Source organism: Streptomyces sp. NPDC004065, from assembly GCF_044903565.1.
Lineage (GTDB): Bacteria > Actinomycetota > Actinomycetes > Streptomycetales > Streptomycetaceae > Streptomyces.
In genome coordinates, this window is sequence record NZ_JBJDQT010000009.1 from 149,051 (window position 1) to 164,016 (window position 14,966).

At 76.5% G+C, this 14,966-nt stretch carries 9 protein-coding genes; 1 reads left to right on the top strand and 8 read right to left on the bottom strand.

All coding sequences use genetic code 11. The features are described 5' to 3' along the window. Position 1: 1 nt before the first annotated feature. Together ACI2LW_RS13175 and ACI2LW_RS13180 are read right to left on the bottom strand one after the other, a co-directional pair. Entirely contained in the window at positions 2–3,376 is a 3,375-nt protein-coding gene (locus tag ACI2LW_RS13175; RefSeq protein ID WP_404731277.1) for an FtsX-like permease family protein, read from the bottom strand. A gap of 211 nt (positions 3,377–3,587) precedes the next feature. Then, positions 3,588–3,992 (bottom strand): globin, encoded by a 405-nt coding sequence (locus ACI2LW_RS13180; protein WP_404731278.1) that lies wholly within the window; start codon positions 3,990–3,992, stop codon positions 3,588–3,590. 206 nt (positions 3,993–4,198) lie between these two features. Here ACI2LW_RS13180 and ACI2LW_RS13185 point away from each other — a divergent pair, with 206 nt between their 5' ends. After that, on the top strand, positions 4,199–5,206 hold the full coding sequence (locus tag ACI2LW_RS13185) for a methyltransferase domain-containing protein (protein WP_404731279.1): 1,008 nt from the start codon (positions 4,199–4,201) through the stop codon (positions 5,204–5,206). Positions 5,207–5,557: 351 nt separating this feature from the next. On the opposite strand, the gene ACI2LW_RS13190 is transcribed toward ACI2LW_RS13185, so the two are convergent. The 6 genes from ACI2LW_RS13190 to ACI2LW_RS13215 form a co-directional block, all read right to left on the bottom strand. After that, positions 5,558–6,889, bottom strand: a complete 1,332-nt coding sequence (locus ACI2LW_RS13190; protein WP_404731280.1) for an FHA domain-containing protein — start codon at positions 6,887–6,889, stop codon at positions 5,558–5,560. A 92-nt stretch (positions 6,890–6,981) separates the two neighbouring features. Next, positions 6,982–8,328 carry a VWA domain-containing protein gene (locus tag ACI2LW_RS13195; RefSeq protein ID WP_404731281.1) on the bottom strand — a complete coding sequence of 449 codons (1,347 nt, stop codon included), beginning with the start codon at positions 8,326–8,328 and terminating at the stop codon, positions 6,982–6,984. Positions 8,329–8,461: 133 nt separating this feature from the next. Next, positions 8,462–9,823 carry a PP2C family serine/threonine-protein phosphatase gene (locus ACI2LW_RS13200; protein WP_404731282.1) on the bottom strand — a complete coding sequence of 454 codons (1,362 nt, stop codon included), beginning with the start codon at positions 9,821–9,823 and terminating at the stop codon, positions 8,462–8,464. Positions 9,824–9,826: 3 nt separating this feature from the next. Beyond that, positions 9,827–12,487, bottom strand: coding sequence for a tetratricopeptide repeat protein (locus ACI2LW_RS13205; RefSeq protein ID WP_404731283.1), 2,661 nt, complete (start codon positions 12,485–12,487; stop codon positions 9,827–9,829). Beyond that, positions 12,484–13,815: a hypothetical protein gene (locus ACI2LW_RS13210; protein ID WP_404731284.1), complete on the bottom strand. Its 1,332-nt coding sequence runs from the start codon at positions 13,813–13,815 to the stop codon at positions 12,484–12,486. The genes ACI2LW_RS13205 and ACI2LW_RS13210 overlap by 4 nt, the downstream gene beginning before the upstream one ends. An 85-nt stretch (positions 13,816–13,900) precedes the next feature. After that, positions 13,901–14,962 (bottom strand): glutamate ABC transporter substrate-binding protein, encoded by a 1,062-nt coding sequence (locus ACI2LW_RS13215; RefSeq protein ID WP_404731285.1) that lies wholly within the window; start codon positions 14,960–14,962, stop codon positions 13,901–13,903. Between the last annotated feature and the right edge of the window lie 4 nt (positions 14,963–14,966).

Sequence of the window (14,966 nt, forward strand, 5' to 3'; positions counted from 1 at the left end):
CTCACTCACCTCCGCCGGATCGAAGGGACACCGCGGGGTCGGCCCGGCGCAGCGCGAGGACCGCCGTCACCAGCAGCGGCGCGGCGACGACGGCCGCCAGCAGCACGGCGACCCGGGCGGCCGGAAGCTCGACGAGCACCGGCGGCACGGGTTTCGCCGCCTGGCCGGTCAGCACGATCAGCGGGACCACGGCCCGGGTCAGTACGGCGCCCAGGACCACCCCGGCCACCACCGCCAGGGCCACCAGCACGCCCTGCTCGGCGGCGAGCGTGCGGGCCAGCTGCCGGCGCGGGGCGCCGAGGGCCCGCAGCACCGCGAACTCCGCGTCGCGTTCGCGCAGCGCCCCGGCGGCGCTCACCGCGAAGCCGACCGCGGCGAGCGCCGCCGCGACCAGGGCCGCCGCGGCGAACGCCGCCGCGGACCCGGCGCCGAACGGATCGTCGCGCAGCTGCCCGGCGATCTCGTCGCGCACCACGACCTGCGCCGGGTCCACGTCGGGCAGCGCCCGCACGGCGGCGGCGACGGCGGCCGCGTCGCGGCCGCCGGTGCGCAGCCACCACTCGGTGGGCGGCGCGCTGTCGCCGTAGCGCGCCTGGAGCACGCGGTTCACCGACGGCAGGTCCATCAGCAGGCCGCCGCCGTCGTGCGCCGCGGCCTCAGGGGCGTCCGGGGCGGCGGACCGGCCGGACTCCGCGGCCGTGGTGGGCAGCGCCCGCACCGAGCGGACGATCCGGACCGGGACGACCCGGCCCGCGAAGGTGACGTCCACGCGCTGCCCCGGACGCGCGCCCGCGGCCTTCAGGAAGGACTCCGTGGCCAGGGCGGCGATCTCCGGCTGGGCCGGCTGGGCGACCCGGACCCGGACGCTCACCGCGCCCGCCTCCCAGGACTGCTCCCCGGGGACGTAACCGGTGCCGTAGGCGACGCGCAGCGGGCCGGTGGCGGTGGCGGTGACGGCGGGCCGGGTGGGCGCGGTGGCGCCGTCGGGCGAGGAGACGTCGGAGGTGGTGGACGACACGGCCGTCCAGGCCGTGGGCAGCGGCAGCCGCCGCGCCCTCCCGTCGGTGCCGGCGGCGGTCGCCCCGGAGACGGTGAGGCGGTGCTCCTCGGCGCGGTCCAGGGGCTGGGGCAGGGTCAGGTCCAGGCCGGTCAGCAGCAGCGGCCCGGCGGTTACGGGCAGGTCCAGCACCAGGGGACGGGAGCGGCCGTCGACGGGCAGGGCGCCGAGCGGCACACGGTAGGAGACCCCGTGGCGGTCCTCCAGGGTGACCGCCACGTTCGCCGCGGCCGGGCGGGCGGAGCCGCTGCCCGGGCCGGAAGCGGTTCCGGCGCCCGCGCCGCCCGCGCCGGCATCCGCGTCCCCGCCGCGGCCCGAGACGGCGAGGGCCGCCGTCAGCCGCAGCCGGGCGGTGCCCGTGGGCAGCTTCACCCCGGCCGTCGCGCCCCGGGGCGCGAGTCCCGCGAGCAGCGGCCGCACGGGCTCCGGCGCGAGGTCGGAGCGCATGAGCACGGTGTCCGCCGCCTCCCGGGCGTTCAGCGCGAGCACGGTCGCGGTGCGGCCGCCGGCCAGCGGCAGCGTGGTGCGGACGGCGGGGGCGGCGGAGCGGACGTGCGGGAGGGCCGCGTAGCGCTCGGTGCGGCCCAGGTCGCCCTCCCCCGCGGCCAGCACCCGCACCGGCGCGCCCGCTGCGAAGTCGGCCTGGTCGTCCTGCGAGCGGTTCCAGGAGGCGCCCTGGCCGATCGCCAGCATGCCGAGCGCGATGGCGAGCACCAGCAGCAGCACCGGCCCGGCACCGCGGGCCGGGCGGCGGCTGAACTGCCAGCCCGCCAGCGCCGCCGGCAGTCCGCGCCCGCCCGCCGCGCGGCGTTCGGCCAGCCGGGCCGCGGGCGGCAGCAGCCGCAGGGTCAGCACCGTTCCGGCGAGCAGGGCGAGCGCGGGCGCGGTGACCAGCAGCGGGTCGATGCCGAGCGCACCGGTGCGCGAGCCGGAGACCGCTCCGGTGGGCTGCCGCCGCAGCTGCCAGTAGGCGACCGCGGCCACCGCGACCAGCCCCACGTCGGCGCCGGCGCGCAGCGGCGCGGGCAGCGCCCGGGCCCGGCCGCCCACCGCGAACGACGACGCCAGGGCCGGCAGCGTGACCGCCAGCGCGCAGCCCAGCGCCACACCGGCGGTGACCAGCCACACCGCGGGCCCCCCACTCGCCGCGACGTCCGGGTGCAGCCCGATCCGGGCCGGCGCCCCCTGCCCGGCCAGCAGCCCGGTCAGCGGCCCGGCCAGCAGCGGCGCGCAGACCACGGCGGGCAGCGCGAGCAGCAGGGCCTCCAGGGCGGCCAGGCCCGCGACATGGGCCCGCGATCCGCCGCGCGCCCGCAGCAGCCGGGTCTCGCCGGCGCGTTCCGTGCTCAGCAGCCGGGCCACCAGCAGCAGCGCGTAGCCCGCCAGCAGGGCCAGCAGCAGCGCGGCGATCAGCAGGGTGGAGCGGGAGACGAGGAGCGAGCGGTCGATCCGGTCCAGGACGGTGGGCAGCGAGGTGGTCACCGTCGGCGTGCCGTTCCCGGCGAACGACCGGCGCAGCGACGCGGCGCCCTCGCGGACCGAGTCGCGCAGCGCGCCGATCCGGCCGGTCGTCAGGGTGGAGAAGTCCGCCGAGACCTGCCACGCCGACTGCCCGGTGCTCACCCTGTCGCCGGCCAGGACGCCGGGTGCGGCGAGCAGCGGGCCGTACGTGGTGAAGCTGACCTTGCGGACCCCGCGTCCGCCCAGGTCGTCCAGCTGCCAGTAGGCCGCGTCGGCGTGGGCGGGCCGGTACAGGCCGGTGATCCGCACCCGGGCCTTGCGGCCGTCGTCGAGCCGGTCGGCGACGGTGAGCCGGGCGCCGGGCCGCAGCCCCAGGCGCCGGGCGGCGGTCTGCGGGAGCGCGGCCTCCACGTCGCCCGCCGCAGTGGCGCGCGGGAGCCGCCCGGCCACCAGCCGCACCTGCGCCGGGTCCAGGGCGGCGAAGTACGTCAGGTCCGGGTCGCCGGAGCGTTCGGCGGGCGGCTGGACCGACCGGGGCAGGGCGTACGGCCCCGAGCGCACCAGCGTGCGCACGGTCACCGGCAGCCCGTCGAACGCGGCCCGCGCCCGCTCCCGTACGGCGGCGCCGGCGGCCGCCCGGCCGGCCGGGGGCACGTCGGCCCTGACGACCAGCGTGGCGTCGGCCGCGTTGCGCGGATCGCTCAGGGAGTGGCGCAGCGCCGCGTCGCCGATCGCGCCGGAGCAGGCGGCGAACGTGGCCAGCACCGTCGTGGTCAGCAGCACCGTGAGCAGTGCGGCGGCCAGGAGCGGCCGGTGCGCCCGTGCGCGCAGCAGCACCAACCCCGTGAACCCCGCCACCCGGCTTCCCCCCGCGATCGTCCAGACCTCCGGCTGCTCCGGCCGATGCTGTCAGACGGGGCGGGCCGCTGGTAAGCGCTTGTGGACCCAGCTTGATCGGATCGTGATCGGAATGCGGTAGGTCACGACCGGAATCCGGGACCGGACTCGGGGTGCGGTGGGACGCGGTGGGGTCCGGGTGGGCGCGGGCGGCTCACTCGGGGGTGTTCGCTCACTCGGGGGTGTTCACCATCGACGCCGCCGCGTACGTCAGGTAGTTCCACAGGGTCTGCTCGTGCTCCGGCGTGAGGCCCAGCTCGTCGACGGCCACCCGCATGTGCCGCAGCCAGGCGTCGTGCGCCGCCCGGTCGACCGTGAAGGGCGCGTGCCGCATCCGCAGCCGGGGATGCCCGCGCCGCTCGCTGTACCTCGTCGGACCGCCCCAGTACTGGATCAGGAACAGCCTGAGCCGCTCCTCGGCCGGACCGAGGTCCTCCTCCGGGTACATCGCCCGCAGCTCGGGGTCCTCGGCGACGCCCTGGTAGAAACGGTGGACGAGCCGGCGGAAGGTCTCCTCCCCGCCGACCTGCTCGTAGAAGGTCTGCTCCTGAAGCGTGCCACGCCGAATCTCATTCACCCGTCCATGGTCTCAGACCGCCCGGCGGAGGACTCCGGGCTTAGGACCACCGCACGGGCACGGGCCGCGCGGGCCACCGGCCACGCGGGCCGCGCGGACCGCACGGGCCCAGGGACGCGCGGCGGCCGGACGGGCGCCGGCACGGGGTTCCCGGCGCCGGCTCGGCGGCACTGGCCCCGGGGCGGGGCGCGCAGCACAGTGGAGGCATGGGCGCGCACGCTGTCGGCGGGGACGACGAGGAGCCGGACGGCCTCGCCGCCGCGGCCCGGGCCGAGCTGGTGCGGACGATCGAGGCGAGCGGCGCCTGGGCCTCGGACCCGGTGTGGCGGGAGGCGTTCGCCGCGGTGCCCCGGCACCTGTTCGTGCCGTACTACTACGCCGGCGTCCCCGGCGGCTTCGAGCGGCGGTGGGGCGAGAGCCCGGACCCGCGGGCGCGCGAGCGCTGGCTGCGCGGCGTCTACGCCGACACCCCGCTGGCCACCCGGCTGCGCGACGGTGAGCTGGTCTCCTCCAGCAGCCAGCCCTCCCTCATGGCCCGGATGCTGGCCGAGCTGCGCGTCGCGGACGGCGACCGGGTGCTGGAGATCGGCACCGGCACCGGCTACAACGCGGCCCTGCTCGCCCACCGGCTCGGCGAGGACGGCCTGGTCACCACCGTCGACCTGGAGCCGGAGATCACCGAGTCGGCACGGCGGCACCTGGCCGCCGCCGGGTACCACCCGGTGGTCGTCACCGGGGACGGCTCCCGCGGGGTCGCCGGGCGCGCCCCCTTCGACCGGATCATCGCGACCTGCGCGCCGGCCGCGGTGCCGCTCGCCTGGCTCGCCCAGAGCGTCCCCGGCGCCCGGATGCTCGTCCCGATCGCCACCGGGCTGGCCGCGCTGACCGTGCGCGACTCCGGGCACGCCGAGGGCGCCTTCCTCGACACGCCCGCGTACTTCGTGCCGCTGCGCGGCGGGACCGGGCCGCAGCCGCCGGCCGCGGACCTTCACGGGCTGCCGCACGGGGCCCGTGAGCACGAGCTGTTCCGCTTCCTGCTCGCGCTGACCCGTGGACACCTCGGCGCACGGGAGGCGTACGCCCTGTGGGAGCACGAGGGCCGTCCAACGCGCCCGCGCTACGGGATCACCGTGAGCGACGGGCGGGCGTGGACGTGGCTCGACGACGCGCACGGCCCGCACACCTGGCCCCTGCCGGGGGCGGGGGAGGACTGAGCGGGGACGGGTGGCCGGACCGAGCCGACCCGCGACCGCACCTCGCCCGACCGCCCGGACCGAGCCGACCCGCGACCGCACCTCGCCCGACCGGCCGGACCGCAACCCGCCCCACCAGCCCCGACCGCACCCCGACTGACCCGCCGGACCGCACCCCGACTGACCCGCCGGACCGCACCTCGCCCGACCGCCCGGACCGCAACCCGCCCCACCGGCCCCGACCGCACCCCGACTGACCCGCCGGACCGCACCCCGCCCGACCCGCTCGACCGGCCGGACCGGGCACGGCGGCCCCCCGGCCGGTCACCCACCCGGCTGGGGTGGGTGACCGGCCGGTCGGGCGGGTGGGGCTCAGCCGCGCCGGAGGGTGATCGTCGTCCAGGCGCCCACGTGCACCCGGTCGCCGTCCTGCAGCGGTACCGGCACGAAGGGCTGGATCGGCTCCTCGGAGCCGTTGACCGTGGTGCCGTTGGTCGAGTTCTGGTCGACGACCGCCCAGCCGCCGTCCGGCTGGGCCACCAGCACCGCGTGCTGGTGGGACACGCCCGGGTCCTCCGGCGGCACCGACAGGTCGATGTCCGGGGTGTCGCCGGTGGAGTGCCGGCGGCGGCCGATGGTCACCTGGTTGCCGGTGAGCGTGCGCTGCTGCTCCGGGGAGTACGCCGGCAGGTTCAGGCCCGCGGCCTCGGGCCCCGAGCGCTGCATCATCGCCATGAAGTACTCGCGGTCCGGGCCGATCGTCGCCGTCCAGGTGGACGGCTGCCGCGGCTGCTGCGGGAACGGCGGACCGGCCGGGGCCTGGGTGCCGCCGGGCTGCGGATAGCCGTAGCCGCCGCCCTGGCCCGACCGCGGACCGGACGGGCCGTCACCCGACGGCGGGGAGATCACCCAGTCGTCGTCGAACCCGGGAGCGGAGGGACCGCCGTGCTGAGGTCTGCTGCTCTCCTGCGGGAACGGGGGAGACGCGGGAGGGCCCGGCTGCTGGAACGCCTGCGGGGCGCCCCCGGGCACGCCGCCCGGGCCGCCGGGACCCGGCTGCGTCGGCGCGGGCGGGGGCGGGAACCCCCGCGACGGGTCGCCGCCGAAGCCGGGCGGCCTCGGGTCGCCGCCGAAGCCCGAGGGCCCGGGACCGCCGGGGCGGCCCTGCGGCTCCGAGCCGTACGGCGGGCCGGGCGGGATCGGCTCGGCGGGCCGGTTGACCTGGGACGGGCGGGAGCCCTGGTACTCGTAGGAGTCCTGGCCGCCGAAGGACGGGCCGGGCGGCTGCGGGAATCGGGAGCCCGGGCCGGCACCTGGTCCGCCGGGTCCGCCGGGTCCGGGCGCCGGCGGGCGCGGGGCGGCCGGGGTGTACGAGGTCGCCGTGTTGGTCAGGAAGTTCCAGCGGCACTCCTCGCAGAACGGCGCGCCGCCCTCACGGGGCGTGCGGCACTGCGGGCACAGCTCCGGCTCGGAGTCGGGCATGCCGGACAGGTGCGGGCGTCCGCCGGGCGCGCCACCGGGCCGGCCGGGGCCGCCCGGACCGCCGGGAGCCCCCGCACCGCCGTGTCCCGGCGCGGGCGGGAAGCCGTAGCCGCCGACCGGGGGCGGCGGGGGAGGTGGAGGCACGGCCCCGGCCATGCGGTGACCGCAGACCTCGCACCAGTCGTCGGAACCCGACTGGTGTCCGTTCGGGCAGGTCGGCATGTCGGCGCTTCCCCCTCTCCTTTCCGGCCGCTGCGGCCGGATTTCTCCCACCCCGAGGGGCCGGGCTCGCTGGTCTTCGTCTTCGGACTACGTCACTTCTTTACACGAACAGTCTTTGTGGACCGCGTCTCGAGAGTCATCTCGTCCGCCTCCTCGACCTTCGCCTTCAGTCGCACAGTACCTGTCGCGGCGTCGACCACGTCCACCACCTTCGCAAGCAGTTTCGCAGTATCCGCGTTCCCCGAGGCGCCGGCGAGCTGAACCGCGCGTCCCAGTTTGGCCGTTGCCCCGTCGATATCGCCCGCTTTGCGAAGGTCCAGCCCCTGCTGGATGACCTGGGCCAGTTCGGCCTGGCCCGTATAGTGGGCGACCTGCGGGTTGATCGAGGTGGAGGCGGCCATGTCGTCGGTCCACACGGCCCGTACGAGGCCCTGGGCCCCGAGAGCGCGGGCCGTGCCGTCCGCCTGGGGGACGACGAGCGAGACCCGGGCGGCGAGCATCTCCTGCCCCACGGCGGCCGCGGGGACCTGGACGCACAGGTGGTAGTCGCGGGACTCGTCGCCCCACGAGCCCGTCGGATAGTCCCCGGCGCGCGGCCCCGCCTCGGTGCGGCGGCCGGTCAGCTCCTCCACGGTGGGCGCGACCTGCTTGACGAACGTGATGGTGGTGCCCACCGGCGTCCACACCCGCAGGGCGACGTCGGAGACCTCCTTGCCCATCGCCGTCTCCATCATGTGGGTGAAGTCCGCGGACAGCGCCGCCGGGTCGGCGACGATGTCGGCGGTGCCGAGCAGCGCCGAGGCGATCGCTGTGACTTCTTTCACTTCCCAGTCGGTGCCCACGCCACGCGCGTCGCAGGTGAAGTGTCCGGCGCACTCGTCGAGCGTGCGCTTGAGGTCCTCGGGCGACTCGTGCTCGTTGCGGCCGTCGGTGAGCAGGATGCCGTGCCGGATGTCGACGTCCGCGGACGACAGCAGCCGGTCGGCCAGCCGCAGCCAGGTGCCGATGGCCGTGCCGCCGCCCGCGGTCAGCCGGCGCAGCGCCTGCTTGGCCTGTTCGCGCGTGGTGGCGTCGGCCACCGCGAGCCGGCCGCCGCCCGGGTAGACCTCCTTGGCCACGTGCGTGCCGCCGACCACGGCGAAGTGCACGCCGTCGCGCAGGGTGTCGATCGCGGCGGCCGTGGCCTCCCGGGCGTTGCGCATCTTGGCCGGCGGGTAGTCCATCGAGCCCGAGCAGTCGACCATCACCGCCACGGCCGCGGAGGGCCCCTGGCCGGGCGCGTACAGGTGCGGCGCGGAGACGGCGCTGCCGATCGTGCCGCCGCCGGTCGCGGTGACGGTGACGATCGCGTTGACCTCCCGGCCGCCCTCGGGCAGGTACTCGTTCTGGTACACGTCCACCGAGAACTGGGGCACGTTCGACTTCGAGAAATTGGCCATACCGCTGAAATCCCCCTCAGCACCCCGCGAACGGGGCCGACGACTGTGAACGGACCGGTCCCCTCCGGCCCTTGGTGACTCCCCGTGCGAGGTCCGGGCCGGGACCCGCGTCCCGGGCCCCGGCGTGCGTCCCTCAGGCCGATCCTGCCCCCTGGGGCGGCGCCGGGAACGGCAGGACGGCCACTGTTACGTTGTCGTGGCCCCCGCCGTCCAGGGCGTGGCCGACCAGCACCCGGGCGCTGTGCAGCGGACGCTCGGCGGCGTCGAGGGGGACCGCCTCGGCCATCTCCCCGGCCGTCTCCGCGTAGTTCCACAGCCCGTCCGTGCACACCACGACCACGCCCGGCCGGTCCGGCTTGAACGAGGCGGTGTGCGGCTCCAGTTCGTAGGAGTCCGCGCCGAGCCAGCCGGTGATCGCGTGGGCGCGCTCGTCGGCGTACGCCTCCGCCTCGCTCATCAGCCCCGCGGCGACCATCTGCGCGGCCCAGGAGTCGTCCTCGGTGAGCCGGGCGGCCGGCGCGCCACGGTCCGCCGGCACCCAGTAGGCGCGGCTGTCGCCGACCCAGCCGACCACCAGCAGACCGGAGGCGACCACGGCGCCGACGATCGTGCAGGCGGGGGCGTTGTGGTGGGGGGTGTGCTCGCGGGCCGTGGCGGGCTCCTCGGCCAGCGCGTCGACCGCGTGCGAGGCGGCGACGATGGCGTCGTGCATCGCCTGCTGCGGGTGGACGCCCCGGGGCAGCGCGGCCAGCAGGGACTCGCTCGCCGCGCGGGAGGCGGCGAGGGAGGCGTCGTCGGGGCGGGTCGCGGAGGACACGCCGTCGCAGACGATCGCCACGGCCGCGGGCGAGCCGTCGGGCAGCGTGGTGCTGCCCAGGGAGAAGGCGTCCTCGTTGCGGTGGTGGCGCAGGCCCCGGTCGCTGACCGCGGCCACCGGACCCGACTCCTGCTCCATGTGGTCGCGTTCGCGCGGCTGGGCGTGCCCGCAGTTCTCGCAGTAGCCGTCGCCGTCCACCCGGCCGGCGCGGCAGGCCACGCAGACCGCCGCCTCCCCGTCCGCCTCCCGCGCGGTGGTGGCGGCGTCGGAGGCGACCCGCGGGTCGGGTGCCTGCAGCGGGTACTCCTCGGGCTCGGCCGGGCGGTCGAACCGGACACCGGAGGCCGGCGGCACGGGCGCGGCGGCGCGCTGCGGCTGCCCCTGCCCGGGCGTCCACGGCGGCAGTGGCGCCCCGAAGCCCTGCGGCTGGGCCTGCGGCTGCGGCTGCGGCTGGGGCTGGGCCCGCGGCGCGTGCGGCAGGCCGTCACCGGCGTCGTCGCCGGGCGCCGCCGGGCGCGGCACGACGCCGCCCGACATCGTGAGCGTCGGCGTGTCGCCGGGCGCGGCGGCCGCGGACAGGTCGTATCCGCAGGCGCCGCAGAAACGGTCACCCGACTCGAGCGGCTCGGCGCAGCTCGGGCATTTCGACAGGGCGGCCTGCTGGTGCATCTGGGACATCAACTACACCCACGTCCGGGGGCGGTAACGGTTGGCACGTTCCACCAGGTCGATCCTCTCCTCACCGCCGGACGCCAGCCGGGCCAGCGTGCGGTACGAACGCTCCAGGCCGAAGCGGAGTCCCCGCTCGTCCAGTTCGCTGCCGAGCAGCACCCGCCGGGCGGCCGGGCCGGTGGCCCGGCCTCCGGAGAGTATCCAGTCCAGGGCGCAGCCGAGGACCTCCGCCGACAACTGCTCGCGTCGCGCCGGGTCCAGACCGTACGCGCGCAGCGCCTCCACCTGCCCGGCCGCGGCGGTCAGGTCGTCCAGGAACGGCGTGTCGGAGGCGACCGCCGTCCGGTGCCGCAGCCGCGCCCGAACGGCCGCCACCCGTGCCGCCGTGTAGTGGATGGAGGACTCCGGCACCGACTCCAGCGTCCGTACGGCGCCGCGCCGGTCGCCGGTGGCCAGCTGCACGCGGGCGAGGCCGAAGGCGGCGCTGACCTGGCCCGGGTCGGTGGACCACACCAGGCGGTAGTACTCGGCGGCGTTGTCCAGCTGGCCGAGGACCTCCGCGCACAGGCCGAGCGCCAGCTTCGGCGCGACCTCGCCGGGGAAGGCGTCGTAGACGGCGTCGAAGGCGAGGGCCGCCTCCTCGTGGTCGCCGGTGACCAGGGAGGTGACGCCCCGGTACCAGACCACCCGCCAGTCGTCGGGGTCCTCGTCCTCCAGGGTGCGCAGTGCTTGCAGCGCGGTGGCCGCGTCGCCGGTCTCCAGCCAGGCGCGGATCTGCCGCAGCCGGGTCTCGGTGGACCGGGTGGGCGCGGCGGCCAGGGCGTGGACCAGTTCTCCCGGCGCCGAGGTCAGCAGGCCCGCGAGGAAGCCGGCGTTGGGGTCGGCGGGGTCGACGTGCGGCACGGGCAGGGCGAGGGCCGCGGCGGGGGCGTCGACCTGCTTGACGAGGACGAGGACGAGGGCGGGGGCGCCCGGCGCTCCCGGCGCCCCCGGCGCGCCCGTGGCGCTCGCGGCACCAGCGGCTCCCACGGTGCCGGGCGCGGTCGCCGCCGGTGCGGCCCCCGGCAGCCGCGCGGGGACCGTGACGCGCCCACGGTGCCGGGTGCGGGCGGATGCGCGGGTGCGCACGGGCCGCGCCCCGAGCCGGGAGACGTCCCCGTCCAGCGCGGGGAACAACTCCGTGTCGGTGACCCTCAGTTCCGGGCCGAACAGCGTCGACAGGGCGGGCCGGGCCCGGCCCGTCTGCAGGGAGACGACCTCCCGCAGCACGCCCGTCAGCTGCTCGGCCATCTCCTGCGCGGAGGCGAACCTGCGGGCCGGATCCGGGTCGGTGGCCCGGACCAGGAGCCGGTAGAAGGACTCGTACTGCCGGAAGACCTCGATGGTGTCGGGGTCGGGCAGACTGTCCGCGAAGACGGTGGTGTAGCCCTGGAAGTCGAAGGTGAGCACGGCCAGCGTCCGGCCCACCGTGTACAGGTCGCTGGCCACCGACGGGCCGGCCTCGGCGACCTCCGGGGCCTGGTAGCCGACCGTGCCGTAGATGGCCGACTCGTCGTCGTCCATACGGCGCACCGCGCCCATGTCGATCAGCTTGAGCTGGTCCTCGGTCTGGATCGCGTTGTCGACCTTGAAGTCGCAGTACAGCAGGTTGCGGCTGTGCAGATGACCGAGCGCCTCCAGGGCCTCGATGCCGTACGCGCAGGCCTGCTCCACCGGCAGCGGGTCCCGCTTGCCGTCCGGTGTGCGGCGGGAGTTGGCGATCTCCTTCAGCGACTTCCCGCCGACGTACTCCATGACGATGTAGCCGTCCAGGGAGCCGGTGCGCTGGTCGAGGTGCTCCACGAAGTTGTAGATCCGCACGATGTTGGCGTGCTCGATCTCCGCGAGGAAGCGCCGCTCGGAGATCGCCGCCGCCATCGCGTCCTGGTCGCCGGTGTCCAGCAGGCCCTTGAGCACCACCCACCGGTCGGACACCGCCCGGTCCACGGCCAGGTAGATCCAGCCCAGGCCGCCGTGCGCCAGGCAGCCCACGACCTCGTACTGGCCGTGCACGATGTCCCCGGCCCGCAGCTTGGGCACGAACGAGTACGGATGGCCGCACTTGGTGCAGAAGCCCTCCGTACGGCCCGGCCGCTCACCGCGCGCACGGCCGACCGGAGCCCCGCAGTCGGCGCGCGAGCAGAACCGCTTCCGCTCCGGGACCTCGGGGTTGTCGAGCACCACGGAACGCGGGTCGGGCCGCGGCACCTGCGGCACCTGCACCAGCCCCGCGCCGAGCCGGCCGCGGGCGGAGGAGCCCGCGGAGGAGCCCGAGCTGCGCACCGACACCGAACGGCCGCCGGAGCCCCCCGACACGGAGCGCGACAGCCGCCCCGACACCGAGCGGCGGGACCTGGACGACTGCGACGAGGTACGCGCACTGCGGGCGCTGGGCGCGCTGGACCCGGTGCCGGCCGCCGAGCCCCGCGAGCCGTCGCCGCCGGTGGCCCCGGCCGAACCGGTCTGCCCGGCCGACCCGGCCGACCCGGCCTGCCCGGCTGCTCCGGCCTGCCCGGCCGAGGACACCACCGGCGCCAGGCCGCAGGTGTCGCAGTACAGCTCGCCGCCGCCCACGTCCTCGTACGTCCCGCCGCAGTCCGGCCGCTGACACGTCTGACCCGCCCGGCTCATGACTCACCCCCACCGTCACCGTCCCGCGGCGCGCCCTGCTCCGGCACCGTCGCGGCGCCGAGCAGTTCGGCGGCCGCCCGCTGGTAGCGCAGCACCGCCTGTTCGGCCACCCTCAGGTCGCACGGCGCGCTCCACAGCATGCGGCGCGCCGCGTCGTACCGCTCCACCAGCAGCGGGTCCTCGGCCAGCCCGTGCCGGGCCACCTTCGCCTTGTACGCGTCCAGCCGCCCGCGCAGCTCGGCCCGGACCGCCAGCGGCGCGGTGACCGCCGTCAACGACTCGCGGGCCCGCAGCAGTTCGTCCTCCGCCTTGCGCTCCAGGGACTCCAGCAGCGGCGACAGCCGGTGCCACTGGGCCTGTCTGCGGTACTCGGCGGCCGTCGCCAGCTGCTCCTGGAGCACGGTCGGCGGGCCGCTGACCACCGGCACCTCCGTGGCGGCGATCTTCGCCAGCACCTCGCCGCGCGCGGTGCGCGCCTCGGCCAGCGTGCGGTCCGCGCGCGAGAGCACGTCCCGCAGCCTGATCAGCCGCTGCTCGGCGTCCTGCCGGACGGTGAGCACGGCGTCGATCTCCCGGCGCACCTCCTCCAGCGCCCGCGCCTCACGGTCGTAGACCGTGGTGTCCGGCCGGCCGCCGCCCGGCGCCGAACTGCCCTGCGCCGCCACCCAGAACGCGAGCGGGTCGGAGACCACCTGCTCGCGCAGCCGGGTCAGGGTGCGCGTGATGCGTTCCAGGTCGTCGCCGGCCGGGTGCTCGCCGGGGCGGACGCCGACCGAGTGCGCCAGCCGACGGGTGCGCTGCAGCTCCGCGGCCAGTAAATCGATCCGGGCGGGCAGCGCCGACCACACCGCGTCGGCGGCGACCACCACGTCCAGGCTGGTCGCGTACAGCTCGTTCATCCGGTCCACCAGGCCGGCCAGCGAGAAGCTGTGGCTCAGCCGTCCCGGGCCGCCGGTCAGGGTGGGGGCGCCCGCGGTGGCCGCGGAGCCGGCGACCGTGACCGACTCGCCGCGCAGCAGCTCGGTCAGCTCCGCCAGGTCCTCGCGGCTGGACCAGCGGCGGCGGGCGCGGATCTCGCGGGCGGTGCGCAGGGCGGCCGAGTAGGCGTCGAAGTACGCCCACAGCAGCGTTATCGACGCCTCCGTCGCCGCCCAGCGCTCCTTGGTGACACCGGTCAGCTCGGCGCCTTCGAGCAGTCTGCGGCCCGCGTGGTCCTGGAGGGCGAGGAGCGAGGTCTCGATCGCCTCGTGCTCCGCGCCGAGCCGCGCCAGCGCACGGTCCACCTCGTCCCGGTCCATCACCGGCCCGGCGGGGTCCGTGGCGCCCATCGATCACCTCTCGCTGCGTCGTGTGTTCCGTCTGCCGTACCCGGGCCGGTCCCGGCCGGCCCGCCGTCGAGTCGCCCGGTACGGCTCATCCGTAGCTCGCCGCCGGCGGGGTCGCCGACTGTGAGTCCCTACCCAGCGTGGGGGACAGCCACTTGTCGTACGACGCCTTCCAGCCCCCGTCCTTGCGGTAGTTCTCCAGCGTCCGGTTGACCTGGCGTACCAGATCGTCGGCGCCCCGTTTCATCGCCACGCCGTAGTACTCCTTGGTGAAGGTGCCGCCCTTCAGCTCCACCGCGGGGTCCTGCGCCGCCTGGCTGGCCGCGAGCGCGCCGTCGGTCACCACCGCGTCCACCTCGCCCAGTTGCAGCCGTACCAGGCAGTCCAGCTGGTTGGGGACGGTGGTGCCGATGTCGGTGGAGGCGGGGAGAGTGCCGTTGCCCTTGTCGGCGAAGAGGTGGTCGTACGCCGTGGAGCCGGTCGCCGAGCAGACCCGCTTGCCGGCCAGGGTCCGGTCGTACCCCTTGACCGGCGAGGTCTTCGGGGCGAGGACCTGCTGGCCGGTCAGGAAGTACGGCGCGGAGAACGCCACCTGCTCCAGGCGGTCGCAGGTGATGGTCATGGTGCGCACCACCATGTCCACCCGGCCGCTCTTGATCGCGGGTATGCGCTCGTTGGTGGGGATGGCCTTGAACTGGACCTTGTCGGCGTCGCCGAGGACGTCCCGGGCGATGCGGTGGGCGAGGTCGATGTCGAACCCCTCCAGCTCGCCGGAGGAGTTGTTCGGGTTGCGGTAGCCCCAGCGGTAGCTGTTCTGGTCCACGCCGACCGAGAGGTAGCCGCGCGCCCGGATGGCACTGACGGTGGCGCCGCCCGCGCCCGAGGGGGACAGGCTGCGGTTCTGGGCCTCGGAATCTTTGCAGGCGCCGGCCCTGGCCTGGCTGGCCCGCGCCGTCCCCGGGGCGCCGAGGGCGGGCCGGGGGCCGCTGCCGCCGCCGTCCCCGCCCGGGGAGGGCAGGCACGGGAGCAGCAGGGCGAACGCCAGCGCGAGGACGCACAGGGCCGCCATCGCTCCCACACCGCCCCAGCCCTTCGGCACGGCGCGCCCGAGCCGGGGGGCGAGTGGCGTGCGCGGGCCTCGTGTTCGCATGGTC